General features: G+C 44.3%; 23 protein-coding genes and 1 pseudogene. 9 read left to right on the top strand and 15 right to left on the bottom strand.

The features are described from left to right. Nucleotides 1-21: 21 nt before the first annotated feature. Together B9L23_RS02400 and bshB2 are read left to right on the top strand one after the other, a co-directional pair. Nucleotides 22-366 carry a YojF family protein gene (locus tag B9L23_RS02400; RefSeq protein WP_081188346.1) on the top strand — a complete coding sequence of 115 codons (345 nt, stop codon included), beginning with the start codon at nt 22-24 and terminating at the stop codon, nt 364-366. A 16-nt stretch (nt 367-382) separates the two neighbouring features. Then, the gene (bshB2, locus tag B9L23_RS02395; protein WP_062754881.1) at nt 383-1,036 is read left to right on the top strand and encodes a bacillithiol biosynthesis deacetylase BshB2; all 654 of its coding nucleotides are present in this window, start codon (nt 383-385) and stop codon (nt 1,034-1,036) included. A gap of 88 nt (nt 1,037-1,124) precedes the next feature. On the opposite strand, the gene B9L23_RS02390 is transcribed toward bshB2, so the two are convergent. The 7 genes from B9L23_RS02390 to B9L23_RS02360 form a co-directional block, all read right to left on the bottom strand. Further along, on the bottom strand, nt 1,125-1,772 hold the full coding sequence (locus tag B9L23_RS02390; RefSeq protein WP_089096828.1) for an ABC-2 transporter permease: 648 nt from the start codon (nt 1,770-1,772) through the stop codon (nt 1,125-1,127). 3 nt (nt 1,773-1,775) lie between these two features. Then, nucleotides 1,776-2,633 carry an ABC transporter ATP-binding protein gene (locus tag B9L23_RS02385; protein WP_089096827.1) on the bottom strand — a complete coding sequence of 286 codons (858 nt, stop codon included), beginning with the start codon at nt 2,631-2,633 and terminating at the stop codon, nt 1,776-1,778. Between the two features lies 1 nt (nt 2,634). Further along, the gene (locus B9L23_RS02380; RefSeq protein ID WP_089097463.1) at nt 2,635-3,009 is read right to left on the bottom strand and encodes a GntR family transcriptional regulator; all 375 of its coding nucleotides are present in this window, start codon (nt 3,007-3,009) and stop codon (nt 2,635-2,637) included. 83 nt (nt 3,010-3,092) lie between these two features. Then, the gene (locus B9L23_RS02375; protein WP_211278789.1) at nt 3,093-3,707 is read right to left on the bottom strand and encodes an NAD(P)-binding protein; all 615 of its coding nucleotides are present in this window, start codon (nt 3,705-3,707) and stop codon (nt 3,093-3,095) included. Between the two features lie 61 nt (nt 3,708-3,768). After that, nucleotides 3,769-4,356 carry a hypothetical protein gene (locus tag B9L23_RS02370; RefSeq protein WP_089096826.1) on the bottom strand — a complete coding sequence of 196 codons (588 nt, stop codon included), beginning with the start codon at nt 4,354-4,356 and terminating at the stop codon, nt 3,769-3,771. Nucleotides 4,357-4,535: 179 nt separating this feature from the next. Beyond that, nucleotides 4,536-4,907 carry a DnaJ family domain-containing protein gene (locus B9L23_RS02365; RefSeq protein ID WP_062679345.1) on the bottom strand — a complete coding sequence of 124 codons (372 nt, stop codon included), beginning with the start codon at nt 4,905-4,907 and terminating at the stop codon, nt 4,536-4,538. An 11-nt stretch (nt 4,908-4,918) separates the two neighbouring features. Continuing rightward, complete coding sequence (locus B9L23_RS02360; RefSeq protein ID WP_089096825.1) at nt 4,919-7,375, bottom strand: EAL domain-containing protein; 2,457 nt, start codon at nt 7,373-7,375, stop codon at nt 4,919-4,921. Between the two features lie 345 nt (nt 7,376-7,720). Here B9L23_RS02360 and B9L23_RS02355 point away from each other — a divergent pair, with 345 nt between their 5' ends. Both B9L23_RS02355 and mreBH read left to right on the top strand, forming a co-directional pair. Further along, complete coding sequence (locus B9L23_RS02355; protein WP_062754891.1) at nt 7,721-8,173, top strand: C40 family peptidase; 453 nt, start codon at nt 7,721-7,723, stop codon at nt 8,171-8,173. A gap of 370 nt (nt 8,174-8,543) precedes the next feature. Then, nucleotides 8,544-9,551, top strand: a complete 1,008-nt coding sequence (mreBH, locus tag B9L23_RS02350) for a rod-share determining protein MreBH (RefSeq protein ID WP_012749130.1) — start codon at nt 8,544-8,546, stop codon at nt 9,549-9,551. 161 nt (nt 9,552-9,712) lie between these two features. Here mreBH and B9L23_RS02345 read toward each other — a convergent pair whose 3' ends face one another. Next, a complete protein-coding gene (locus tag B9L23_RS02345) occupies nt 9,713-11,389 on the bottom strand; it encodes an L-lactate permease (protein ID WP_089096824.1) in 1,677 nt (558 codons plus the stop codon). 378 nt (nt 11,390-11,767) lie between these two features. On the opposite strand from B9L23_RS02345, the gene B9L23_RS02340 reads away from it, so the two are divergent. From B9L23_RS02340 to B9L23_RS02325, 4 genes are all read left to right on the top strand, one after another. Beyond that, nucleotides 11,768-12,484, top strand: coding sequence for a FadR/GntR family transcriptional regulator (locus B9L23_RS02340; RefSeq protein ID WP_062754893.1), 717 nt, complete (start codon nt 11,768-11,770; stop codon nt 12,482-12,484). 151 nt (nt 12,485-12,635) lie between these two features. Further along, nucleotides 12,636-13,352, top strand: coding sequence for a (Fe-S)-binding protein (locus tag B9L23_RS02335; protein WP_081188360.1), 717 nt, complete (start codon nt 12,636-12,638; stop codon nt 13,350-13,352). A gap of 14 nt (nt 13,353-13,366) precedes the next feature. Further along, nucleotides 13,367-14,794 (top strand): LutB/LldF family L-lactate oxidation iron-sulfur protein, encoded by a 1,428-nt coding sequence (locus tag B9L23_RS02330; protein ID WP_062754897.1) that lies wholly within the window; start codon nt 13,367-13,369, stop codon nt 14,792-14,794. Continuing rightward, nucleotides 14,794-15,516 (top strand): LutC/YkgG family protein, encoded by a 723-nt coding sequence (locus tag B9L23_RS02325; RefSeq protein ID WP_089097461.1) that lies wholly within the window; start codon nt 14,794-14,796, stop codon nt 15,514-15,516. Before B9L23_RS02330 ends, B9L23_RS02325 begins: the two co-directional genes overlap by 1 nt. 51 nt (nt 15,517-15,567) lie before the next feature. Here the strand turns inward: B9L23_RS02325 and B9L23_RS02320 are convergent, their stop codons facing one another. The 3 genes and pseudogenes from B9L23_RS02320 to B9L23_RS02310 all read right to left on the bottom strand — a co-directional run. Beyond that, nucleotides 15,568-16,500, bottom strand: a complete 933-nt coding sequence (locus B9L23_RS02320) for a D-2-hydroxyacid dehydrogenase (protein WP_062754898.1) — start codon at nt 16,498-16,500, stop codon at nt 15,568-15,570. A 72-nt stretch (nt 16,501-16,572) separates the two neighbouring features. Beyond that, nucleotides 16,573-17,259: a TerC family protein gene (locus B9L23_RS02315; RefSeq protein ID WP_089096823.1), complete on the bottom strand. Its 687-nt coding sequence runs from the start codon at nt 17,257-17,259 to the stop codon at nt 16,573-16,575. Between the two features lie 243 nt (nt 17,260-17,502). Beyond that, nucleotides 17,503-17,856 (bottom strand): annotated as a pseudogene (locus B9L23_RS02310) (UPF0236 family transposase-like protein); the annotation flags it as partial. Nucleotides 17,857-18,075: 219 nt separating this feature from the next. Between B9L23_RS02310 and B9L23_RS02305 the strand changes: the two are divergent. Then, entirely contained in the window at nt 18,076-18,744 is a 669-nt protein-coding gene (locus B9L23_RS02305) for an exosporium glycoprotein BclB-related protein (RefSeq protein WP_089096822.1), read from the top strand. Between the two features lie 369 nt (nt 18,745-19,113). On the opposite strand, the gene B9L23_RS02300 is transcribed toward B9L23_RS02305, so the two are convergent. Genes B9L23_RS02300 through B9L23_RS02285 form a run of 4 tightly spaced genes read right to left on the bottom strand, consistent with a single transcriptional unit; the run spans nt 19,114 to nt 23,863 of the window. After that, entirely contained in the window at nt 19,114-20,538 is a 1,425-nt protein-coding gene (locus B9L23_RS02300) for a phosphomannomutase/phosphoglucomutase (protein ID WP_089096821.1), read from the bottom strand. After that, entirely contained in the window at nt 20,489-21,625 is a 1,137-nt protein-coding gene (locus B9L23_RS02295) for a glycosyl transferase (protein ID WP_089096820.1), read from the bottom strand. Before B9L23_RS02295 ends, B9L23_RS02300 begins: the two co-directional genes overlap by 50 nt. Further along, on the bottom strand, nt 21,606-22,823 hold the full coding sequence (locus B9L23_RS02290) for a glycosyltransferase family 4 protein (RefSeq protein WP_081188398.1): 1,218 nt from the start codon (nt 22,821-22,823) through the stop codon (nt 21,606-21,608). Before B9L23_RS02290 ends, B9L23_RS02295 begins: the two co-directional genes overlap by 20 nt. Next, complete coding sequence (locus B9L23_RS02285; protein ID WP_062679318.1) at nt 22,820-23,863, bottom strand: nucleotidyltransferase family protein; 1,044 nt, start codon at nt 23,861-23,863, stop codon at nt 22,820-22,822. The genes B9L23_RS02290 and B9L23_RS02285 overlap by 4 nt, the downstream gene beginning before the upstream one ends. Between the last annotated feature and the right edge of the window lie 308 nt (nt 23,864-24,171).

Here is a 24,171-nt window from a genome sequence, read left to right as displayed (position 1 = left end):
TAAATAGCAGGAGGGATTCGCTTGCAGCCGATTGATGTTTGGGAAGTGCAAGCCGCATTAAACCGCTTTGCCAACCAAGACGTATATATTCATTTAGAGACGACAAATGGAGCATATGCTTCTCACCATAATGAAGGATTTTTTTCTGCTGGAGCTTATATTCGCAACGGTCTTATTCGTTTCAGCCGCGGGAAAATCGTTGGAAACGGGCCGTATCGTGTCGGCTTAAAACTTGATTTCGGCTGGGTGTATGCGGAAGGATTAACAGACTGGGAAATGACAGAGAAAGGACAATTGCTGTTAGCCGGGCACGATTATGAAGGAAGGCTGGCTGTTGCACTGCAATTAAGCCACGAGCCATTTTAATGAAGGAGTGATTTTCATGGAAAGACATATATTAGTCGTATTCCCCCATCCCGACGACGAGGCGTTTGGAGTGTCTGGAACGTTAGCGCAGCACGCTGAAAGTGGCACACCGATTACGTACGCCTGCTTAACCCTTGGGGAAATGGGAAGAAATATGGGAGTGCCGCCATTTGCCAACCGTGAAACACTTCCTCTCATTCGCAAAAAAGAACTCGAAGAAGCATGTAAAACTATCGGCATCCATGACTTGCGCTTACTTGGATACCGCGATAAAACGATAGAATTTGAGGATGAAGAATTGCTTGCCGATCGAATCGGAGAAATTGTCGCAGAAACGAATCCATCGCTTGTCATTACGTTTTACCCTGGTTATAGCGTCCATCCTGATCATGACGCATGCGGCGCCGCCGTTATTCGCGCTCTCAAGCGCCTTCCGAAAGACAAGCGCCCTGTCGTTCACTGCGTCGCATTTGCAAAAAACTGTGAGCAAGACTTGGGCAAGCCAGATGTCATCCGTGATGTCAGTTCGGTCATCGAAAAAAAACTTGCTGCCATCCAAGCGCACCGCTCACAAACGGAAGGATTGATGAAAGCGGCGAAAAAACGCGGCGGCGACGTGTTAGAATGGCTGAAGACCGAGCGGTTTTGGACGTATAAATGGGATGATTGAGAAGAAACAAGCAGGTCGATCTTTATTGAAGCAGACCTGCTTGTGAAATATACTTCTTCCCCCACATTCTGATAAAACAAGTTTTATGCTAAAATTCACGTTTGCGGTAAAACTGTAACGAAAGGAAAAAGGAAATCGTCAATAATGAAATCATCGCCACTATGACGATTGCCATCACTTCGACATCAGAAAGACGTTCAAGATAATGAACCACATTTTGAATAAATGGATGATTAGCTTGTTCAAAAAATTTTGGAACAAGCGCAAATGTGCCGAAAAATAAAGCAAAACTCACCAATCTAGAGTGAATAAATCCAACTTTAAAAAGCACCGGAAAGTAAATGCTGTTAATAAAAATGACAGCACATAACGCAACTATTATACTTTCGAGTGAAACACTGTGAACCTGGATAGAAGGACCTATCATTTGCAATATGTACGCAATCACTAGGTAATACGCAATAGCAATGATGGTAAAAACAAATATAGAACAATATCTTGCCATTACAATAGTCCGTCTTGTTAAAGGAAAACTATTTAACAAAATATCAGCTTTGTTTTTATCGTCATGCGCACATGCTGATAGTATTAGTATGTAATTCACCGCAATAATACTAACAAGAAAAACAACTGCGCTATCTTGTTTTAAAAATATGATCATCACTATAATATAAATTGCGGCAAATAAAAGCGTTTTCTTAAGAAGTAGTATATCTTTCAATATAAGTTGAAACATTTGTTACATCCCCCTTTGAAAATACACGATAATATCTTCAAGAGAAGGCTTATCCACAATAACTTTGTCTCCTAACATTCTTTTTATTTTTTGCTTATCTTTCACTAATGCCTCAAATCCAAATTGATTTTCTCTAACACCAATCAAAAGTGACTGTATATCGCTATGTAACAATTCCTTTGGCCCTTTAACAAGCCCATAGTTTTCAAATATTTCGTCTTTTGTACAAGAAAATATAGTTTCCCCATCATGAATAAATGTAATGTAATCCGCTATCTTATCTAAATCGGAAGTAATATGCGTAGAAAAAAACACGCCCTTGTTTTCGTCTTGTATAAAAGAGGACAGTATATCAAGCAGTTCGCTTCGAATAATTGGATCAAGCCCTGAAGTAGGTTCATCCATTATTAATAATTCGGCATGATGGGATAATGCTATTGCAAGGGAAAGTTTCATTTTCATTCCTTTTGATAGATGTTTAATTTTCTTTTTTAAAGGCAATGAAAATTCCTTTACATATTTATTAAATAGCTCGTTATCCCATTTTCTATAAAGAGATGCAACTACTCGTTTCACTTCTGATATGGTTAGTTCATCATAAAAATAGTTTTCGTCGAACACAAATCCGATCCGTTCTTTTATTTCTTTCTCATATTTCACATTATCCAGGCCAAAAACTTGAATTTCTCCCCCATCTTTATGAATAAGGTTCATAATTAGCTTAATTGTTGTGCTTTTTCCTGCTCCATTTGGACCGATAAATCCCATAATATATCCTTTTTCCAAAGCAAAACTAACGTTTTTTAATGAAAATCCTTGGAACTCTTTTCGCAAATTTCTGACCTCTAAAATAGGTTCCATATTATACCTCCTCATAAATGACTTTTAATATTTCCTGCATTTCTTCCATGGTTAAATTAATCGATTTTCCTGCTTCGACTGCTTCTGTTAACTTTTCCTCAATCATCTTTAGCTGATTTTCTTTTAATAACTCTTTGTTTTGAGCCGCCACAAAGGTTCCTTTTCCTTGTACCGTAACAATATAGCCTTCATTCTCCAATTCTTGATATGCCCTTTTCGTCGTAATAACACTTATTTGCAGTTCCTTTGCCAGAGTCCTTATAGAAGGCAGCATTTCATTTTCCGAAAGTTCGCCTTTGATAATAAGGTTTTTTATTTGTTTTACAATTTGCTGATAAATTGGTTCATCTGATGAGTTAGATATAATAATATTCATCGTCATCACTCATTCCTTCTAAATAAAAAAGCAATACTGTATATATACAATATATACAGTATTGCTCGTTATGTCAATATTTTCTATTTATCTATTTGCCTAAGTAAATGTTTTAAATCTTCCACCCAATTCCCCCTCTTCCGAAATGATTCATCCGCAATTGCTTTAAATAATTTTTTCCTTTTTTGTTCATCGTGCACATTTCGTAAAATCCATTGCCGGCATTGGTAAAGAAAATCGATATACCGTCCGTAGTCATCATCGTACAGTTCCTCAAGCTGGCGGCGAATTTGCTGGGCGATGGTCGGGCTTGCGCCGCCTGTCGAAATCGCAATCGTCAATCTGCCGCGCCTTATGACCGCAGGAACATGAAAATTGGACCGTTCCGGATCATCGGCAATGTTAATAAGCTGATAAGGCTTCGCCGCTTTCGCCACCGCTTCGTTGACATCCCGATTATTCGTTGCGGCAATCACAACCCATGCTTCTTCCAAATCGTCAGGAGAAAACGTTTTTTGTCGCCAAATAAGTTTTCCAGCTGCTTCTAACTGTTGAATTCCCGATGTAATCGTAGGAGCCACAACCGTAATGTTTGCCTTTGCTTCAAGCAATCCATGAATTTTCCGTTCCGCTACCTTTCCGCCGCCGATGACGACAACGTGCTGATTTGCGATATTTAGCATAACCGGATATCCCATACGAATTTCCCCTTTATAAAAAACAGCCGTGTAGAAACCCACGGCCTTTTTCTCCATTATATTATCTTTGCGTTGCTGCTTGAATCCATTTTGCCAACCGTTCATTTTCTTTTTTCATATGCTCCAGCCATTGGGGCAATAACATGGCCATGGCATTTTTGTCGTTTTCCTTCATCGCTTCATATGTTTGATAATGAAGCTTGCGCAATTTTTGCTTTTCCTCTTTTGACATCCACTTTTTCCGTTTATGTAATTGGTTCAATTCTTGTTTAAATTGTTCTTTCGTTATTTCTTTATTAGCGAAACGATCAATTAATTGGTCAAGCGCTGCTTCACGCTTCTTTTTCATTTCCTTGCATTTTGCTTTCAACGCTTTTTTCACTTGTTCGTCCTGCATTTGTTTTCTTAGCGTTTTCCGCTCATCAAGCACCTTTTGCCATTCATCCGCTTGGTCTGGCGTATATTGTCTGACTATTTTCATCCATTTTTGTTCATCTAATTCTCCATGCTTGAACATATGTCCTGCAAGCACATGACCGATTGCTTCCGTGTCTCGCTGTTTTACATTTGCATTCTCATGTACCGCAAACGCTCCTGTCGGGATGATGAGCATCATCACTATCGCAAAAGAAAGCCACATTTTTTTCATTCCATTTCCACTCTCCTTTTAATAACTGAATCGGCTTCCTGCTGCAAGTGCTGTTTGTTTTCTTTATCAGGCGAGAAAACAAATTCGCAAAACCTAACGATATTTTCCCCTTTTTTCTAAAAACGTTGCATAAAAAACAAAAAAAGCTTGCTGTGGAAAAACTGCAAGCTTTCCCTAGATTACCGAAATTTTTCATCAATTCGCCGCTGGTAGTCGCGCAATGCTTGGGAATTTGTTTTATTTCGCTTTTTCATGAGCGCATTCCACCGCAACAATTTCTCATTTAGCTTCTTCTTTAATTTCTCTTTTTCGTCTTCATCTTCACAGCAGCGCAACAAATCTTCTAGCGTCATTAAATCTTTTTTTAACTCGACTTCCTCAAAGACGTAGCCGGCGTTTTTTAACATCAAATAACCGATTCGCAAATCTTCTGGAATATGGGACAAATCCTCCAGTTCAAGCGGTTTTCCAAAGCCGGGAAGATTGTCAAATTCGCCGTTTTTCATCGCTTCACGGATTTTATCTTCAGCAACTCTCCAAATAATATCCATCATTTCATCTCCTATGCTTGCAGCACTTTACAGCGATGTTCATACAAAAACGCTTTTAACTCCTTATACGATAACGGCTGCGCAAAATAATATCCTTGTGCTTCATCACAATGCTTATCCTTTAAGTATGCGACTTCCGCTTCTGTCTCTACTCCTTCGGCAAGCACCTTCACGCCAATATTATGCCCGAGGCGAATAATAGATGGCAAAATCGCCTCTTTTTTTCCTTGAATGTTTCGTACAAATGAACGGTCAATTTTTAAACGGTCGATCGGAAGGTCTGTTAAATAACTTAACGAGCTATATCCTGTTCCAAAGTCATCCATGCTAATCGTAACGCCGATCGATTTTAGCCTTTTTAAAATAGTAATCGCTCTTTCTGTATCTATCGTCATTCGTTCCGTAATTTCCAAATCTAAATGGTGTGGCGGCAGTCCTGTCTCCTCCAATAGTTTCATAAGCTTATGAACAAAGCGGCGATTTTCAAATTCATACGGAGATAAATTTACAGACACCGATAAATTTGGAAAATCATTTAACAATTGTTTCGTTTGTTGACATGCCATGCGGATTACCCATTCGTTAATCGGTATAATCATTCCCGTTTGTTCTGCAACAGGGATAAACGCATAAGGGGATATCAATCCTTTTTCTGGATGATTCCAGCGAATCAGCGCCTCCATTCCTGTCACCATACCGGTGTCTAACTGAATTTGCGGTTGATAATAAAGCTCAAATTCTCCTTTTTCCAACGCACGGCGCAATTCTCTCTCCATCCCAATTTTTTCTTGAATTACTCGAGCCATTGGCTCTTCAAAGAACAAAAATTGACTTGCCGGTTTTTGACGCAACTTGTACCGTGCAATATCCGCTTTTCGAATTAGTGTTTTTGGATCCATTCCATCTTGCGGATATAAACTGATTCCAATTTTTATCGTAACATATAGTTCACGACCTTCAACGATCACTGGCTCATCAGCGATTTCGCTAAACTGATTTGCTGCAGCTGTCGCCTTTTCTTTTGTGCTTCCCGACAAAATAGCAATAAATTCATTTCCGCTCCATCTTCCTAACAAGACATCTTTACAACTTCGTTTTTTCCACTCTTCTACAATTTGCAGCAACACTTGATCGCCAACGGAATATCCGTAAAAATCGTTAATGGTTTTCATACCGCTAATTTCAAGAAACATAATCGCCACTTCTTCCTGACGATCAAACGCTTCTTGAATTTTTTCCGTGATGGCGCGATGCAATGCCTCTTTGTTCGGCAGACCTGTCAGATCGTCATGAGTAGCGATATAATGCATCTTATCTTCATTGTTCTTTCGTTCTGTAATATCACGGATCGCAGTGACGTTCACCTTTCTGCCGTCATAGTCATACTCACGTTGAACCATTTCCGCTGGAAAAATGGTCCCATCTTTTCTCCGCAATTGAATTTCATAGAGCTCTTCTTGATCATTATGTTCTATCTTTTTCAACGATTCAAGAATCATTAAATCTTGAACCGGCATATGAATAAGTTCGCTTTCTACATATCCGAACAACCGGCATGCAGCCTTGTTAGCTTCGATTACCTTTCCATGCGCATGTACAATAATTCCTTCCATTATACTTTCCGCCAATCGTTTAAAACGATTTTCACTCACTTCTAGTGCTTGCTTATGTTTCTCAAACAACTTCCGTTCGACTTGCATATATATACCTAATAAATAAAACGCCTTCCAGACGAGGAGAACAAGGGAACAGATCCACATCCCTTTCTGACGCTCTTTTTCTAGTCTTTCCTTATATATTTTTGCATCATAACCAATCCCTAAAACCGCGTCTACCGTTCCATCCTGTTTGAATACCGGCATAAACACACCGATGCTTTCTCCCCATTCATCCTTCGTAGGGTATTTCTCCATAGCAAATTTTCCTTGAAAAGCCTGTTCAAGCTCGGGAATATAGGTGCGATAAACCGTACCGATCGGCAAATGCTGCTCTCTCTTATCATTTATCTTCCCCTTGCGTTTGTAATCCACTTCCGAGGCAACAACAAAGTAATAATTCCCTCGTTCATTCTTTTTTAACGTGTACATACTCAATATTTCGGAATGATCATTTTGCCATTGTTCCATCATTTGTAAAATATGAACATAAGTTTCATCATTTTCATCTGTTTGTTCATTCAACTGCTCATGATGCATATTTGACAAACCGTCAGCCAACAACCTTGCCAAATTCCTGGCACCTTCTTCATATTCCTTATGTTCTTCTTTTTCTAAATAATTGATATAGATGATTCCGCTAAAAAGCAATGCCGCAGCAATCATGTAAAAACTTACTGTTAACCGAGGCGCAATTTGGAAAAGCGATAATGATAGCTTCTTTTTCACGACACGATAGAGCCATAGATGTATAACAAGAACAATGAATATAGCAATCAATACAAACAACGTATATTCGATTTCTTTCGACATAAGTGACCACCATATTATTTTAAATTCGGCTTCTCATGAACATTATAGAAGCATTATTCCTGCCCTTCCTCCCCACCCCATTCCTATTTTTTCGACATTTTACGACATCATTCGCAATTATTTGGTACATAAGTATTGTACTATGATTAGTTATATTTTCATTTATCGACAAAAAACACTACTTAATAGCAAAAATTTATATGAGAACTTAGCACCAAGTCACATATTTGTAACTTTTCTGTAATATTATTTAATTCAACTGTAAAAGAACAGCGGTAATTCCTTTGTTATACTATAGCCATGGAAAGTCGAATTGGAAAAATTGTTGTCGGGGGTTTACGGAAAATGAAAAAATTCATCGCATTAGTTTCACTATCTTTTTTAGTTATGTTTTCTTCCTTATTTACAAACACTTCTAGTACGGAAGCAGCTGGAAACTCAAAATTACTGATCACTGAAGCGAAAAAACTGATCGGCACTCCATACAGATATGGCGGGACAACACCAAAAGGATTTGATTGTTCGGGATTTGTCTACTATACACATAAAAAAATCGGAAAAATTTTACCGCGCACTTCCAAACAAATGTATCAAAAAGGAAAAACGGTACATAAATCAAACTTACGTGCGGGCGACCTAGTGTTCTTTAATACATCTAAAACCAAAACAGGCGTTTCTCATGTAGCAATTTACATCGGGAACAACCAAATTATTCATGCTACATCCAAAGGAGTAAAAATTGACAGTTTAAATAATTCTTATTGGAAGTCAAAATATGTTGGAGCAAAACGGTTATAAGGGAAGCATGAAAAACTCTCTGGCATATTAAGTAAACATACTTGATATGTAGGAGAGTTTTTCATTTTTCAAAAAAAGTGCCCTCCTTTATTAGGAGGGCGTTCTATATATTCATAGGGGATCGGGGGAATACTTGGAAAACTTTTCGCTACTATTTATTCCCCCTTTTTTGTTATTTTATACATGAAAATAAAAAAATTTTTTTCTAATGTTCATTTATGTGGAGAAACTTAACAATTGATACATTTCGTCATTTTATAGTCATAAATGTGAGAAATAAGTCGAAAGTTATATATGTGTGAACTTATAGTTATGCTTTTTTTACTTCTTTCGGTAGATTTTTTAAGTATATTAAAGGCAGGTGTTGACAATGTTCGGTTCGTCGGAGATTGGAATCGACCTAGGAACGATGAATATACTGCTATATAGTAAAAATAAAGGAATTGTCTTTAACGAACCAGCGGTGATCGCTTTCGACGTCCAAACGAATGAAGTGCTCACCATTGGAACGGAAGCAAAAATGATGATCGGTAAAACACCTAATAATGTTGAAACAATATATCCATTAAAACATGGTGTTATTGCAGATTTTGACAAAACGACAACAATGCTAAAACAAGTGTTTAAGCTCGCTAGCAAGCGCATCGGTTTTTCCATTAAAAAACCAAATGTTGTCATTAGCATTCCATTTCATTCTACTTCCGTAGAACGCCGCTCTTTTTATGAATTAGCAAAACATTGCGGTGCCAAACAAGTATATTTACTCGAGGAGCCAATCGCTGCGGCGATCGGCGCCGACTTGCCAGTAGATGAGCCAGTGGCAAATGTCGTTGTTAATTTGGGAGCCGGCAAAACAGAGGCAGCGATTATTTCTCTCGGCGGAGTTGTCGCATGCCAGTCGCTTCGCATCGGCGGCAATCAACTCGACGAGGATATTATTCAATACGTAAGGCAACATTATAACTTGCTCATTGGCGAGCAGACAGCGGAACGAATTAAAATCGAAATTGGCCATGCACCAATTGCTCATGAAGAAAAAACAATGACCATTCATGGCCGTGATTTAGTGACCGGTTTTCTTAAAGCCGTTCCATTGAGTTCTACAGAAGTGCAAAAAGCGATGGAAGAATCGCTTTCACAAATTCTTAGCGCGATTCGAACTGTGCTCGAAGAATGTCCTGCGGAACTTAGCGGCGATATTATTGACCACGGCATCGTCTTAACCGGCGGCGTCGCCCTTCTTCACGGAATCGAGAAATGGCTAAGTTCAGAATTGCATGTTCCAGTCCATACTGCTCCGAACCCGCTTGAAGCAGTAGCAATCGGAACGGGAAAAGCACTCAGTACGATTCAAAAGCTTATCACTTCCGTTCCGTAAAGAGTCTTTTCACTAAAAACCCCCGCATATAGAATAATGCGGGGGTTTTTTATGCACCGGACAAGAGTCCTTTGTTTGTCATAACTGTTATAATGTTTTATGAATGCGCCTTTTTTCGCAACTCTTAGTCCACTAGGCACCGTCCCTCTCTACAAACGTTATTATGGAATCATCCACGATAAAATATTAGATTGCAAAAATACGAGTATACCAATCAAAATAATTAGGAAAATACTATGCTTCACCGTAAATCGGAATAAATCGGATTCTTTTCCGGTTAATCCGACGGCCGCGCAGGCTACCGCAATCGATTGCGGCGAAATCATTTTTCCGACAACCCCGCCGGAAGAGTTCGCTGCTAGCGCTAAAACAGGATCCATGCCAATGGAAGTCGCCGTCACTTTTTGTAAATTGGCAAACAGTAAGTTCGAGGACGTATCGGAACCAGTAATAAATACGCCGAGCCATCCTAAAAACGGGGAGAAAAACGGGAATAAGAAATTTGTCTTCGCTAAGGCCATCCCAAGCGTCGTGCTCATACCGGAGGCGTTTGTTACATATGCAAAACCGACAACCGAAGCAATCGTAACAATTGGAAACTTTAATTCATTTAATGTTTCGATAAACGTACTTCCCCAATCTTTCCAAGACATTTTTATAATAAATTTGGTTACCACCGCAGCCAACAAAATAGCTGTACCGGCTGCGCCGAGCAGTTCTAGTTTATATACTGCCGCAATCGGCTGGCCGCTTCCATTAATGATTTTATTGTTCAATCCCGGTACTTCCGGCATAAATGTCAGCTGATAACCAATTGCGTTGACTAGCTTTAACAGCCCATTCGTTCCCTCGTAATGTCCTGTCAAAGCCGCTTTCACTTGCGGAATTCCCCAGAGGGAAATGAATGCGGTTAGCACTAAAAATGGAGACCATGCCTTAAATACTTCCCCGCTTGTATAGGCAGCTTTATTTGCTTGGGCTGCTGCTGCCACTTCGGATTCCGTTGAAAAACGATACGTGCTTTTTGGCTTCCAATACCTTAAAAAGACGGCGAGTGCAAACATCGAAACTAAAGCCGATAAAATGTCCGGAAGCTCAGGACCTAAAAAGTTAGAGCTAACATATTGCGTAATCGCAAAGGAGACCCCTGACACAATGATCGCCGGCAATACCTCCACTGTTTTTTTCCATCCAGCCATAATAAGGACAAGATAAAACGGAATCAATACCGACAAGAAAGGCAATTGCCGCCCTACCATTTTCGAAATTTCCATCGCCGGAATACCAGTTGGCCCTTCCATCGCAGTAATCGGAATTCCGATCGCCCCAAAGGCAACTGGAGCTGTGTTGGCAATTAAGCAAATTCCCGCTGCATACAACGGATTGAATCCTAAGCCGACAAGCAGTGCTGCAGAAATAGCTACCGGCGCCCCAAATCCAGCTGCTCCCTCAAGAAACGCCCCAAATGAGAACGCTATCAACAATGCTTGCAGACGACGGTCTTCCGTGATCGACAACACGGAGTTGCGAATAATATCAAACTGGCCGGATTTAACTGTCAGTTTATACAAAAAGACGGAAGTGATAATAATCCATCCAATTGGCAATAATCCATAAACGGCTCCTTGTGTTATCGACATCACTGCCATTCCGGCCGGCATCCTGTAAGCGATTACAGAAATTGCTAAAGCAAGAAGCAAGGTGGTAACTCCAGCTATATGGCCCTTCATCCGCTTGATAGCCAGCGCCCAGAAAAAATATAAAATTGGAATAAGTGCTACAATAGCTGATAACCAAAGATGATCAGCTATTGGCGTAAAATCTTGTTTCCACTGCATCAACACTCCTCCTATATTTTGTTAATTTTTTCTCTTGTTCTCACATTGTTGTAGCTGACAATTCACCCATCAAGTCATCAGATGACCGGATAATAAAATACTGTTCTGAGTCAAATTATAGAAGATGATGAGCCAAAAATGCAATATGGTTTTTTAATTTTCTAAATCTTTAGTTTTATAAAGCATTTTTTGAAGAGAGAAGATTTCTTATTACCGTCTCATTCCGTGTATTATAATAATAAACAACGTCAGTTCCTTTCCCGTTTGCTTTTTTATTGAACATCCAATGCTAAATAACAAATGTAGCTGACCTTTCCGTTAGCAGAAATAATTCAAAACGTGTATCATCAAGTTAGGACTTATATCGAGGTGAATACATTGGAATTTAAACAAATTAAAACGAAAAAGATTTACGAAGAAGTAGCGGAAGCAATTTTTCATATGATCAAGACCGGTGTATTAAAACCTGGAGATAAATTGGACTCTGTTCAGCAACTGGCTGAGAAGTTTCAAGTGGGACGAGCCGCCATTCGTGAAGCGCTAACTGCTTTAAAAGCAATGGGGCTCATCGAATTAAAGCAAGGAGAAGGCACCTATGTCCGAGAATTTGATCCAGCAACGATTTCCTTTCCTCTTTCCATTGCGGTATTAATGAATAAAGAAGATATTTGGCACTTACTTGAAGTGCGCAAACTGTTGGAAGTAGGCGCTGCCTCCTTAGCTGCACAAAAACGGACAGATGACGATTTAATTGCGATGGAACAAGCTCTTCACGAAATGCAGGAAGCGATTGGAAACGATGAGCTTGGGGAAAAAGCGGACCTTGCTTTTCATATGGCAGTTGCGGCCGCCTCCCACAATCCGATTTTAGTGAGCTTAATGAACAGCGTATCAGAAATGATGATAGAAACGATGCGGGAAACCCGGCGGATTTGGCTGTTTTCCAAGCAAACAACAACGGAAAAACTGCTTCAACAACACACCGAAATTTTTAAAGCAATAAAAGAAAAAAACGCCGATGCCGCGCAAGAACGAATGCTTCAGCATTTAACCAACGTGGAAAATATACTTCATAAATATATATATTCTCGATAAGCGCCCGGTAAAACAGCTGGGTGCTTTATTTTTTATATTGCAAAATTTCGTAAAAGAATACTTTTCATCACTGAAAATAGTATATAATGTTATACAAGATCATCAGATGACCTGTTCACCTAATCATATATTAATTGGAAGGGGATTCACAATGAAAGTTTCATTATTCGTCACCTGCCTCATCGATTTATTCTATACCAATGCTGGAAAAGCAACGGTGGAGCTATTGAAGCGTTTAGGGTGCGAAATGGACTTTCCGGAAGCGCAAACATGCTGTGGCCAGCCCGCCTATAACAGCGGTTATGTAAAAGAAGCGAAAGAAGCAATGAAACATATGATCCGTACGTTTGAACATGCCGATTATGTTGTCACTCCTTCCGGCTCGTGCGCAACCATGTTGAAAGAATATCCACGCGTTTTCCAAGGAGATCGCGAATGGGAATCGAAGGCGAAAGCACTCGCTGATAAAACGTATGAACTCACCCAATTCATCGTCGACGTGTTGAAGGTGGAGGACGTCGGCGCTAAATTTCAGGGACGCGCAACTTATCATACCTCGTGCCATATGACACGTCTGCTCGGCGTCAAAGAAGCGCCTTTTAAGCTTCTAAAAAATGTAAAGGGATTGGAACTTGTTCCGTTGCCGAATGCCTATCAGTGCTGCGGGTTCGGTGGAACGTTTTCTGTAAAAATGGGAACGATTTCCGAACAAATGGTGGATGAAAAAATTGAACATATCGAAGAAGTAAATGCAGATTATCTAATCGGAGCCGACTGCGGCTGTTTAATGAACATTGGCGGACGTTTAAAGCGGCAAGGGAAGCCAATCAAAGTGATGCACATTGCTGAAGTACTAAACAGCAGATAAAAGGAGGGATTCACATGGCGATGAAAATTGACGGTGCAAATTTCCATGAACGAGTCGAAATAAATCTTCACAACACGTTTATGCGCGGCGCTGTCGCAGGAGCACAAGAACGGCTACATACAAGACGGCTCGAAGCGGCCGAAGAGCTTGGAAACTGGGAAGAATGGCGCGCACTCGGGGAAGAAATTCGTCAGCATACACTAGAAAACTTAGATTATTATTTAATGCAATTAAGCGAAAACGTTGCCAAACGCGGAGGCCACGTCTTTTTCGCGCAAACCGCAGAAGAAGCAAATGACTATATTCGCAATGTCGTCATTCGGAAAAACGCGAAAAAAATTGTCAAATCAAAATCGATGGTAACGGAAGAAATTAATTTAAATCCTGTGTTGGAAGCAGTGGGCTGTGAAGTCATTGAAACGGATCTTGGCGAATACATTTTGCAAGTGGACGATCACGATCCTCCTTCACACATCGTCGCTCCAGCACTTCATAAAAATAAAGAACAAATTCGCGACGTCTTTCGCGAAAAGCTCGGCTACAAGCAAACGGAAAAACCGGAAGAACTCGCGCTTCATGCCCGCAAAATGCTCCGTCGCGAATACTTAACCGCCGATATCGGCATCACCGGCTGCAACTTTGCCATTGCCGAATCCGGCTCCATTACGCTCGTCACCAATGAAGGAAACGCCGATTTAGTTACCGCCCTTCCGAAAACGCAAATCACCGTCATGGGGATGGAGCGCATTGTCCCGACGTTTGAAGAAATGGAAGTGCTTGTCAGCCTTTTAACGCGGAGTGCTGTCGGACAAAAATTAACGAGCTATATTACGGTATTAACGGGACCACGCGATGATGGCGACGTGGACGGTCCGGAAGAGTTTCATTTAGTCATCGTTGATAACGGCCGCTCCAACATTCTCGGCACAGAGTTTCAGCCGGTATTGCAATGTATTCGCTGCGCTGCCTGCGTCAACGTATGCCCGGTTTATCGCCATATTGGGGGACATTCGTATGGCTCCATTTATTCCGGTCCGATTGGCGCCGTTCTGTCACCGTTGTTAGGAGGATATGACAATTATAAAGAGCTGCCGTACGCCTCCACACTTTGTGCGGCCTGTACGGAAGCGTGCCCAGTCAGAATTCCGCTTCATGAATTGTTGTTAAAACACCGTCAAGTGATCGTCGAGCGCGAAGAAAAAGCGCCGATTTCGGAAAAATTGGCGATGAAAGCGTTCGGTTTAGGCGCTGCTTCACCCTTCCTTTACAAGCTCGGTTCTAAAGTTGCCCCAAGAGCATTGACGCCGTTTACAAAAGACGACCGAATTTCCAAAGGGCCTGGACCACTGAAAGCATGGACGGAAATTCGCGAGTTTCCTGCGCCAAATAAAGAACGATTCCGCGACTGGTTTCGCGAACATCAAAAAGGAGTTGGAAAATGATGCAGACTGGCATGATTTATAACCGTAACAAGTTTTTGCAAACTGTTGCCAATCGGCTTGGACGCAAACAACGTACAACAGGAGTATCCCGGCCGCATTGGAGCCACCAGCCGCAATGGAGGGTATTTCAAGGTTATAGCCAAGATGATTTATTGAAGGAGTTGAAAGCGCAATGTCCGCGCATTCATACCCAATGCGTTGAAACAACAGCTGTTGAACTAAAAGAAACGTTAAAAGAAGTTGTCGACAAGCACGGGGGCGGCCCGATTGTGACATGGGACGACCCGCGCTTTGATGAATACGGATTAACCCGCTTACTGCGCAACGAATGGCCGAATGAAAACATCGATGTCCACATCTGGGACGCATCTGCCGGCAGAAAAAATATCAACTATGCCGAACAAGCAAACATCGGTATTACATTCAGTGATATTACGCTTGCCGAATCAGGAACAGTCGTGCTATTTAGCGGAAATGGAAAAGGACGCACCGTCAGCTTTCTGCCAAAAACGTATATTGCCATCATCGCAAAAAGCACGATCGTACCGCGCATGACCCAAGCGGCCGCCTACATTCATGAACAAATCGAAAAAGGGCATCTCATTCCTTCATGCATTAATTTTATCACGGGACCAAGCAATTCGGCCGATATTGAAATGAACTTAGTCGTCGGGGTGCACGGCCCGATGAAAGCCACTTACATTGTCGTTAATGACCGTTAATATGTCTGTTTCCATAATAAACGGGCACGTCCGGAATGAACGTGCCCGTTTTTAATACCCTTTCTGCACATCCACTTTGTTGCAAAGCGGTTCATTCGCTTCAATTCGCTGTAGTGTTTGTAAAAAGCAGTCCACTGCCTCTTCAGCAGATGTCAATGCAGAAATATGCGGGGTGATGATGACGTTCGGATGTTGCCATAACGGCGATTCAGGCGGCAATGGTTCGTTTTCGAAGACATCTAAAACGGCAAGACGAACATTTCGGTTTTCCAACGCATCCCATAATGCCATTTCATCAACAGTTGCCCCCCTGCCTACGTTAATAAAACTAGCATTATTTAAAAGGGCAAAAAACTGTTCGTCAAATAAATGATACGTTTCGTTTGTCAATGGAAGCGCGGCAATGACCCAATCGGCTTTCGGCAACACTTCGCTCGCTTGATCGGTTGGAAATACTTTAACAAAATGCGGTTTCATCTGCCCGCTTCGTGAAATTCCAATCGGTTGAACACCAAACATGCCCAAATAACTAGCCAGCTGCTGTCCGATATGTCCTGTCCCATAAATAACGACACATTGACTTTGCAATGGCTGCGGGGGAATTGGCTTCCACTGCCGCTGTGATTGGTACCATCCATAAACGTCATGACATTGTAAATCGCGAAGCATATAGCTAAGGCAATATTCGCTAATTTGTTTACCGAACGAGCCGACCGTCTTTGTCAGCAACACATCTTCTTTCCACTCTCTATTCCATAAAAATGAATCGACGCCTGCTCCGAGAGAATGCACCCAACGAATGTTGCCAAATTCAAAACGAGGTGCTGGGCGAAACCCGACATATGCGTCCGCCCAAAAAAAGTCGTCTCGACATACCTCATTTTCAGCAACAAAACGAAAATTTTTATTGACCCCCTTTTCTTGCAATAGCTTTGCCATCTCCGAATATAACCGTCCCGTTACTAAAATATTATGAATTTTCATCAACCTTCCTCCTTTACCACCAATCAGTTATGAAAGAAAAAGGGATATCCCCAAATGGAGAAATCCCTCCGTTTACACAATGGTCCCTTCTTTGCTTTCTGCTCTTTTATTTGTTATATATCCAGCAGCTAACACGAAAATCGTTAATCCAGCGCTAACAGCATACGTTAACGTTCCTTCGCGGAAATGAAGAAGCTGCATAAACCCTTCGTCTTCCATCATCATTTTTCCGCCTGTCCATGCCAAAATCCCAGATCCGACATAAGCGATCCAGCGATATTTTTCCATGACTTTCACAATTGCTTTTGACCCGAAAATCATAATCGGAATACTGATCGCCACTCCAAACGCAATCATGCCGATATGTCCTTCTGATGCTCCCGCTACCGCAACGACATTATCCAAACTCATCACCACATCGGCGACAATAATCGTCATAATGGCTTTGAAAAGGCGGTCTGATGACTGAATATGCGTCTCTTCTTCTTGTTCAAGAAGCACTTTATAAGCAATCCAAAGCAATAACAACCCGCCTGCTAAATGGACAAACGGAATTTCTAATAAAAACACAATGACTGTCGCAAATAAAATACGTAAAAGAACCGCACCGCCTGTCCCCCAAAAAATCGCTTTATTTTGCTGGTGCTTCGGCAACTTGCGCGTCGCCATCGCAATGACAACCGCATTATCACCGGATAAAATGATATCAATCGCTATAATCTTAAATAATGCCAACAGCGCTTCCGAAGATATTGTCAAATAAACGCACCTCTTCTCCTTTTCTGAAACTAACTTTTTCCCCTTTTTCTTTCATCTTACCGCAAATGCTCCCTATCAGCAACTTCTCAAAAATCGCAGAGTCAGTCAAGACTTTGTGGGAACTTTTTTGATTCCTGAAAACAGATGTAAGTCATAGGTTAGCGAACCATTTTTTTGAATTTCATCCGTAAGCGCTTTCGAACTCTCATCCCTTGCCATGCCAGATCGATATGTATACTTTTTTTACAATCCCTTGAGTTCAGACAGGGCATGATAGATCGGTGTCCCGGACGATTGCTGTAAATATGGCACGTTATTCCGCGTGATCTCCGGCCAAAGACTGCGGACGCGTTGTTTCGCCTTGTTCACGATCGTCTGTTTGGTAGATGCCGTTTCCTCCGCCGGATGCGACGATTCTTCTCCTAAACAACGTCCGAAAAGACGAATCCCATCCATCCGGGCAATCATTGCCTTGAAAAACGCCCTGAGTCCCTTGTCTGTCCAACTGCGGCGGTATTTCACCCGATACGCCAGCTGGCTCATCACGCTTTCAGCCCTCCCCATCGGATACATGCCCGTTGTGTCCACTCCTTGCTCACAGCTCAGCGAAGGTGTTTTGCAAGGCTCGAAACAAATCAAGTTCGATCTCTTTCCATGTCAACGAATTTGTGGTAAGATGTTGTTGAATATTCATAGGACTCTCTCCTCCTGTTTGATGGTGTGGACAATGATCATCTTACCAGGGAGAGAGTCCTTTTTCATGTTTCCTGCTTGGGATCCTACCGCGCTTCGCTTGGTGGCCCCGATGAGGGGGGATTGCGAACCTACGTTCCCAACCCCCTCATCGGGGAACTTCTAAGAATTTCTCCCACAAACATTTTACTCACACCAGTGAATGGACCTGCAACGCAAGGACCTCCGGGACCTCCGGGACCTCCAGGACCTCCAGGACCTCCAGGGGCTGGTGCTATTATTCCGTATGCATCTGGACTAACTCCTGTTGCACTGTCTACAACTGATGTTTTAGGTGTAGTAGTTAGTACTGGATCTATCCTTGGATTCGGAAGTTCTGCGCCAACTGTTGACCTTAGTGCAGGAACACTAAATCTAGGCACCGCCGCCATAAACATTCCTGACTTCGCATTTGTGGTTCCTCGTGCCGGAACAGTCACATCCATATCTGCATTCTTTAGCGCTACAGTAGGTGTAACTTTAGCTACAGCTGGAACAGTCAGAGCAGAATTATGGAGGGCATCTGCACTAAGCAACTCCTTTACTCCAACAGGCGTTTTTGTAGATTTAGCACCAAACTTCGGCCCTATAGTTTCCGTTGGCAATACTGCTGCTAATACTGCTGCGGCGTCACTTCCAGTAGCTGCGGGTGATAAACTATTACTGGTTTTTTCTTTAAGGACATCTGGATCTACTCTAATTAATATCGGCGCCCTTACAGGTTTTGCAAGTGCAGGTATTGGAATCAGTTAATAAATAGCCCATGACCTAGTCGACACAAAAGGGAGACATCCTCATAATAAGGATGCCTCTCCAAAGTGTTGAAAAAGGAAAAAGTTCACGCTCCTCGTGAACTTTTTCTTTTCTTTCATGATCCCTATCCGCGATCCACTGTGTAGAGCCCGCAATGATTTAAAATCTGCGTCCACCACCTATATTTCCTCCGCTAGCTCTTTCTCCTGCGGCTGTTTCATCACCACATCGTTAATCAGTCTTTCACTTTTTATGGTCAATAAGTGACACGACATAACTGCAAAAAAGGAAAACGGCACCGTCCCGAACAGTCTACGCTGTTCGGGACAGCGCCGATAATCGGTGATCCGATTTCAATCGTGCTCCACATCACCATGGAATAGTCAAGTTAAGCGGCGGCTTGCTGAGTACGTCAGCCAGCTGCTGTTTGATATCGGCCAATGTCTCCGGCGACTTGGCTTCGGCGCGCAGAACAAGGATAGGCTGCGTATTCGACGGACGCACCAATCCCCAACCATCCTTGAACTGAATGCGGGCGCCGTCCACGTCCACGACCTCATGACTGCTTGCAAACCGCTGTTTGACCGCGGCGATGGCTTCCGCCTTCTGCTCTTCCGGACAAGGCACGCGCGTCTCCGGAGTGGCATGATACCGTGGGACGTCGGCAAATAGCTGCGACAGCTTGCGGTCATCATTGGAGAGTATACGCAACAACCGCCCCGCCGCGTACAAGGCGTCATCATAGCCGTAGAACTCGTCATTGAAGAACAGATGTCCGGACATTTCTCCTGCAAACGGAATCTCTGGCCGGCTGCGCAGTGTCGCCTTAATATGTGAATGGCCAGTGCGATGGAAGAACGGTTTGCCGCCAAGCCGTTCGATTTCCTCGACCAACGCCTGCGAACACTTGACCTCAACCGGCGCTTCGGCCCCTGGATAGCGACGGAGAATCTCACGCCAGAATAAAATCATCAATTGGTCGCCCCAGAGGATGTTTCCTGCCTCGTCGACGACTCCCAATCGGTCACCGTCGCCATCGAATGCCACACCGAGATCCGCCTTTTCCCGTCGCACCACGTCAATTAAATCCTTCAGATTCTCCGGTACCACCGGATCTGGATGGTGATTAGGGAATGTCGGATCGGATTCGCAATACAAAGGTATGACCTCGCAGCCCCATGCCTCCAAGGCTTTCGGCGCAATCGCCGAAGGGGTCCCGTTGCCGCAATCGACCACTACCTTGAGCTTGCGCGATCCCAGCTGGATCTTGTCTTGCAGCATTTTCAGATAGGCCGGTTCGATGTCAAGCGTCTCCACATATCCTTCCTTCCACGTGTCGATGCGGCTGATCCCTTGTGAGTGGAGAATCCGCTCCATCGTCCGCCGCAATTCCTGAATGCGCTCGCCATAAATGGTAGTCTTATTCATTGCAATCTTAAAACCGTTTTCGTCGCCTGGATTGTGGCTTGCGGTGATGATCATGCCGCACGGCACATTAGTGTACTCGAGGCTGTAGTAGAACATCGGGGTCGTCACCTGACCGATGTCAATCACCCGACACGACGCCTGGCTAAGCCCCGCAATCAGCGCACGGTGTAATGCAGGTGAAGAGATGCGGTTGTCGTGGCCAACCACCACTTTCTCCTCACCGGCTTGCCGTACCATTTCCGCAAACGCCAATCCTAACAAATAGGCAAAATTCTCGTCGAGCTCCTCTCCTGCGCGTCCGCGAATATCGTACTCTTTAAACACGTGCTTCGGTAGAACGGATCGTTGTTCCATCGAAAGACTCATTGAAAGCCACCTCCAATTGCAAGGAATTTGCCATAGCTTCCGTCAATAAATAGGAAAGTGTCGACTCAGCCCCTCGATTCGGATTCGGCCCATCCGAATTTAGGCCGTCACAGCAGCTCCCATCGCTCAGATCGGCGAGGGGAACACCGAGGTCGTTATCGCCATAAAACCAATCGCGGCAGCGACGAACGACTTCTCGGTACGTGTCGTCTCCCAATACCCGATAGGCCTCGCGGGCGGCCAAGGCCAGTTTCATCACATCAACGGGTTGCTGATCCCAGTCAGCGCGTCCGTTGCGGCTGCACCAACCGCGATTGCCGATAGGACGGATGACGCCTCCCTGGCCGCTCATCTTATCCAGCAGGAAGTCGAGGCTTTCTTTAGCTACCTGCAGCGTCTCAACGCGGCCGCGATACCGATAGGCCACAAACAACGCCCACGGCAACAGCCCATTGGCGTAGGTGATTTGCGGCTCATACCAACGCCAGTCATCCGTTCTGTTCATGTGGTAAGCGTCGAGCAAACTCCGCTCAAATACGTCCGCCAGATTGATGAGATCAGCCTCGGTCACACCAGAAGGCAAATCCAAACCGTCTCTCCGCTTAGACAATAGCAGGCAACAAGTCGCAAGAGCCCATGCCTGACCGCGCAAAAACCGCAACCCGCGGCTGGCCGAAAGCGCCCGGCCCAGGATCTCGGCGGCCACACATCTCCGGGCCTCATCATCGAGATTTACGTACGCCACTGCCGCAGCCCAGAGTGATCGGCCTAGGCAGTCGTCTGAGCGTGATTCTGATTCCGGCGTCCGGTCAAAATGAAAGTTATTCTGGAACCAGCCGTCCTCCCTCTGCGCCCAGAGCAAGAAGGCCAAGTATCGATCCAACAGCCGATATAGCCTGTTTTGCTCCTTGGACTCATCGTCTCCAAATAAATCAAGCCACTCCATGCACACCCAGATGGCACGCGCATTGTCATCGGTTGAGTATCCCTCGCGTCGGCGCGGAATGCGCCCCAAGCTATGCTCAAGCAGCCCCGTGTCGTCAGTCATGCGTTCTAAATGATCGAACTTAACGACTGACAGAGGCAACGGGATTCACCTCTCCTTCCAATCGCTCTTTGGCTTTTTCATCACCGTCCGTTTCACTGCAGAGCTTTGCAAACAGTTGCAGGTGTTGCTCGCCTACACGAGGCCAGTGCGTCGTTTCACCAATCTTCCGAATCCGCTCTTCCCACTGCCGCAAAGCCGCATCATCGGCCAACAGCCGCCGCAACTGCCGCTCCCAGGCTTCAGTGTCGCCGTACGGCAGCAACAGTTCCTCGCATCCGCGCAACAGGTCGCGGGCATGTTCATATGGCGTCGAGAGAACCGGACGGCCCACGCCAACCGCATAGGCCAAGGTGCCGCTGGTAATTTGCTGCATCCCCGGATACGGAGTGACGTAAAGATCACACGCCGTCAAATAGGCGATGAGTTCCTCCTCGCTAAAATAGCGGTCGATCATTCGTACGTTCTCCTCCAGTCCGAGGCGACGGATCATCTCCTGAAGCTCCTCGCGGTACGCTTCTCCTTCGCGTTTTTTCACTTCAGGGTGTGTCTGTCCGGCGATGACATATAGCGTCTCCGGCACTTCGCGAACGACTCCCGGCAAGGCGGAGATCACTGACTCGATGCCCTTGCCGCGATTGAGCAATCCAAAAGTGAACATAACCTTGCGTCCTTCGAAGCCCAAGCGGCGGCGAAGGCGATCCCGTTCCTCACTGAGCGGCTTTGGTGAACCGTGCGGAATGTAGAAGATTTTACTCTCCGGCAAGTTAAACGCTCGTGTCAGGTACGAAATCGCCTGACGATTCATAACCACGATAGCGTCGCTCGCATCGGCAATTTCTTGCTGAATACGGCGATAAGGCGGTTGAGGATCAGCAAAGATGGTATGAAACGTCGTGACAAGCGGCTTTTTCAGGGCTCGGACGAAGTCCAGTATGTATTCACCCGCTTCGCCTCCGAAAATACCGAACTCGTGCTGCAAGACCACTACTGAGACATCGCTAAGATTAACCCGTTCCGCCATTCGCGTGTAAGCCGCTCGGTCCTGTGCTGCCAGCGGCCAAAACTTCGGATTGTTCCGGTACACTGAATCGTCATCGCTTTCGTTATAGAGCACAATCACCGGATCGACATCTCGTCGTTTGCCGGCGGCGCTCACGCTCTCAAGAAGATGCTCGGTGAACGTGGCAATGCCGCAACGACGCGGTGGATATGTGCTGACGTATGCGATCCGCTTCATGCCTGCATCACCTCTTGAGGTTGGTTGATAATGGAATTTTTGAACTCCTCGCCGGCAGGCGCCACGGTCCGATACCCGAAAATGCTGTTGCTGAGACGGCTACCATCGCGCACGACTGAACGATCCCAAAGGATGGAGTTCGAACAATGCACGCGAGCACCGATGTAGCAGTTATCACCAATCACCGCGTATGGACCAATCACCGCTTGGTCGCCTACTTTCACATTATTTCCAATTAATACCGGTGGCACCAAGAGGACGCCGGAACCTAATTCGACGCCTTCCCCTGTCCAAACACCAGGCTGAACCTGACGCCCTTGCATGGAAAGAGGAAAACGTCGGTCGAGCGCATCCCAATGGACTTGGCGATAACGTGCCGGAGTTCCCATGTCGCGCCAGTAGCCACTGCTTACCATACCGTAGACGCCAGCGTTTTCCTGAATCAAACGCGGGAACGTTTCGCGTTCAATCGAGACCTCGCGTTGCGCCGGAATATAACGCATAACCTCCGGTTCGAGGATGTACAAGCCGGCGTTGATTCGATTTGACGGTGCCTCTTCAGGGCGCGGTTTCTCAATAAAACGCAAGATCCGTCCGGTATCATCCTGTTCAACTACTCCGTATGAAGAAGGATCATCTACTTCTGTCAGTGCAATGGTGGCAATTCCACCGTGCTGGCGGTGAAACTCAAGAAGAGGAATCAACTGTGGCAAGTGGACGATGTCGGCGTTGAAAACCAAGAACCGCTCATCGAGTAGTCGCTCCGCGTTTTTGATGGCTCCTGCCGTCCCCATCGGAAACGGTTCGAGAGCATACTCAATCTTCACTCCCCAGCGCCGTCCGTCGCCGAAGTAACGACGAATCACATCTGAGCAGTGGTGAGCGGCTATGACAAACTGATCGACGCCTTGTTCACGCAGATGAGTGATGAGGTGTTCCAACCATGGGCGATTTGCAATAGGTGCCATTGGTTTCGGTAGGTTTTCAGTTAGCGGACGTAGACGTGTGCCCAAACCTCCAGCTAGCAGCAATGCTTTCATTTTGCCATCCCTCCATTAGTTTCGAAATTCATAGGGTTTACTAAATTACTATGAAGACCGAAACAGATGGATGAATGAAAAAATGAAAGATGAGAGGTTGATTGTTAGCACTCAATATCACCGGTTGCTAATAATTAGTATACATAATATCCCCTGTGATGGCAAGTAAAACGCTCGTACTTTTGGTTGGACCACATTGAGTTTGCTCAGCGATCTCCATGCTGCTAAAGAGAAAGCCTGAGGATTTGGGACTTTGCGTCCCTCTGTGCTAAGAAGAACGCAAAACAGGAGCGCCAAAAGCTGTCTTT

Source organism: Parageobacillus galactosidasius, assembly GCF_002217735.1.
Taxonomy (GTDB): domain Bacteria; phylum Bacillota; class Bacilli; order Bacillales; family Anoxybacillaceae; genus Parageobacillus_B; species Parageobacillus_B toebii.
Note: the sequence above shows the minus strand (reverse complement) of the source record. Positions and strands in the feature narration are given on the sequence as shown.

Excerpts from the sequence above, each read along its gene's own strand:
- bshB2 (WP_062754881.1), top strand. The coding sequence starts at position 383 with ATGGAAAGACATATATTAGTCGTATTCCCCCATCCCGACGACGAGGCG.
- B9L23_RS02390 (WP_089096828.1), bottom strand. The coding sequence starts at position 1,772 with ATGTTTCAACTTATATTGAAAGATATACTACTTCTTAAGAAAACGCTT.
- B9L23_RS02385 (WP_089096827.1), bottom strand. The coding sequence starts at position 2,633 with ATGGAACCTATTTTAGAGGTCAGAAATTTGCGAAAAGAGTTCCAAGGA.
- B9L23_RS02380 (WP_089097463.1), bottom strand. The coding sequence starts at position 3,009 with ATGAATATTATTATATCTAACTCATCAGATGAACCAATTTATCAGCAA.
- B9L23_RS02375 (WP_211278789.1), bottom strand. The coding sequence starts at position 3,707 with ATGGGATATCCGGTTATGCTAAATATCGCAAATCAGCACGTTGTCGTC.
- B9L23_RS02370 (WP_089096826.1), bottom strand. The coding sequence starts at position 4,356 with ATGAAAAAAATGTGGCTTTCTTTTGCGATAGTGATGATGCTCATCATC.
- B9L23_RS02365 (WP_062679345.1), bottom strand. The coding sequence starts at position 4,907 with ATGGATATTATTTGGAGAGTTGCTGAAGATAAAATCCGTGAAGCGATG.
- B9L23_RS02360 (WP_089096825.1), bottom strand. The coding sequence starts at position 7,375 with ATGTCGAAAGAAATCGAATATACGTTGTTTGTATTGATTGCTATATTC.
- B9L23_RS02355 (WP_062754891.1), top strand. The coding sequence starts at position 7,721 with ATGAAAAAATTCATCGCATTAGTTTCACTATCTTTTTTAGTTATGTTT.
- mreBH (WP_012749130.1), top strand. The coding sequence starts at position 8,544 with ATGTTCGGTTCGTCGGAGATTGGAATCGACCTAGGAACGATGAATATA.
- B9L23_RS02345 (WP_089096824.1), bottom strand. The coding sequence starts at position 11,389 with ATGCAGTGGAAACAAGATTTTACGCCAATAGCTGATCATCTTTGGTTA.
- B9L23_RS02335 (WP_081188360.1), top strand. The coding sequence starts at position 12,636 with ATGAAAGTTTCATTATTCGTCACCTGCCTCATCGATTTATTCTATACC.
- B9L23_RS02330 (WP_062754897.1), top strand. The coding sequence starts at position 13,367 with ATGGCGATGAAAATTGACGGTGCAAATTTCCATGAACGAGTCGAAATA.
- B9L23_RS02325 (WP_089097461.1), top strand. The coding sequence starts at position 14,794 with ATGCAGACTGGCATGATTTATAACCGTAACAAGTTTTTGCAAACTGTT.
- B9L23_RS02320 (WP_062754898.1), bottom strand. The coding sequence starts at position 16,500 with ATGAAAATTCATAATATTTTAGTAACGGGACGGTTATATTCGGAGATG.
- B9L23_RS02300 (WP_089096821.1), bottom strand. The coding sequence starts at position 20,538 with ATGAGTCTTTCGATGGAACAACGATCCGTTCTACCGAAGCACGTGTTT.
- B9L23_RS02290 (WP_081188398.1), bottom strand. The coding sequence starts at position 22,823 with ATGAAGCGGATCGCATACGTCAGCACATATCCACCGCGTCGTTGCGGC.
- B9L23_RS02285 (WP_062679318.1), bottom strand. The coding sequence starts at position 23,863 with ATGAAAGCATTGCTGCTAGCTGGAGGTTTGGGCACACGTCTACGTCCG.